The sequence below is a fragment of the Pseudonocardia halophobica genome (assembly GCF_027922425.1).
GTDB classification, from domain to species: domain Bacteria; phylum Actinomycetota; class Actinomycetes; order Mycobacteriales; family Pseudonocardiaceae; genus Pseudonocardia; species Pseudonocardia halophobica.
Genome location: NZ_BSFQ01000292.1, coordinates 1 through 528 on the forward strand (window position 1 = coordinate 1; position 528 = coordinate 528).

General features: G+C 73.1%; 1 protein-coding gene. It reads left to right on the plus strand.

What is annotated here, in order from left to right; genetic code table 11:
• Positions 1-528: Gfo/Idh/MocA family protein (locus PKE99_RS38675; RefSeq protein ID WP_271215187.1), on the plus strand; the 528-nt coding region annotated here is incomplete at both ends.

A 528-nucleotide genomic window follows, 5' to 3' on the forward strand; every position in this document is an offset into this window, starting at 1 on the left:
GCACGCTGGGCGGTCCTGGGCGCCGGCGTCATCACGGGTGACTTCCTCGCGGCGCTGCCGCACGCCGAACACGGAGTCCTGCACGCCGTGGGCGCGCGCGACGGCATCCGGGCGCGTGAGTTCGCCGACCGGTACGGTGCTGCGGTCGCCGGCACGTACGACGAGGTGCTCGCGCGCGACGACGTGGATGCCGTGTACATCGGCACCGTCCACACGACCCACGCCGAGCTCGCCCACGCCGCGCTCGATGCGGGCAAGGCGGTGCTGTGCGAGAAGCCGCTGGGCATCTCGGTCGCCGAGACGGAGGCCGTGCTCGCCCACGCTGCGCGCGTCGGGCTTCCCGTCGTCGAGGCGTTCAAGTACCGCTTCGGTCCGTTCGCAGAGCAGCTGCGCCGGCTCGTCTCCTCCGGCGCGATCGGCGAGCTGCGATCGGTGGACCCCACGCTCGGGTTCGCCGCCGACGCTCACGACGGGCGTCTGTTCGACCGGGCGACCGCCGGCGGTGCGATCCTCGATGTCGGGTGCTAC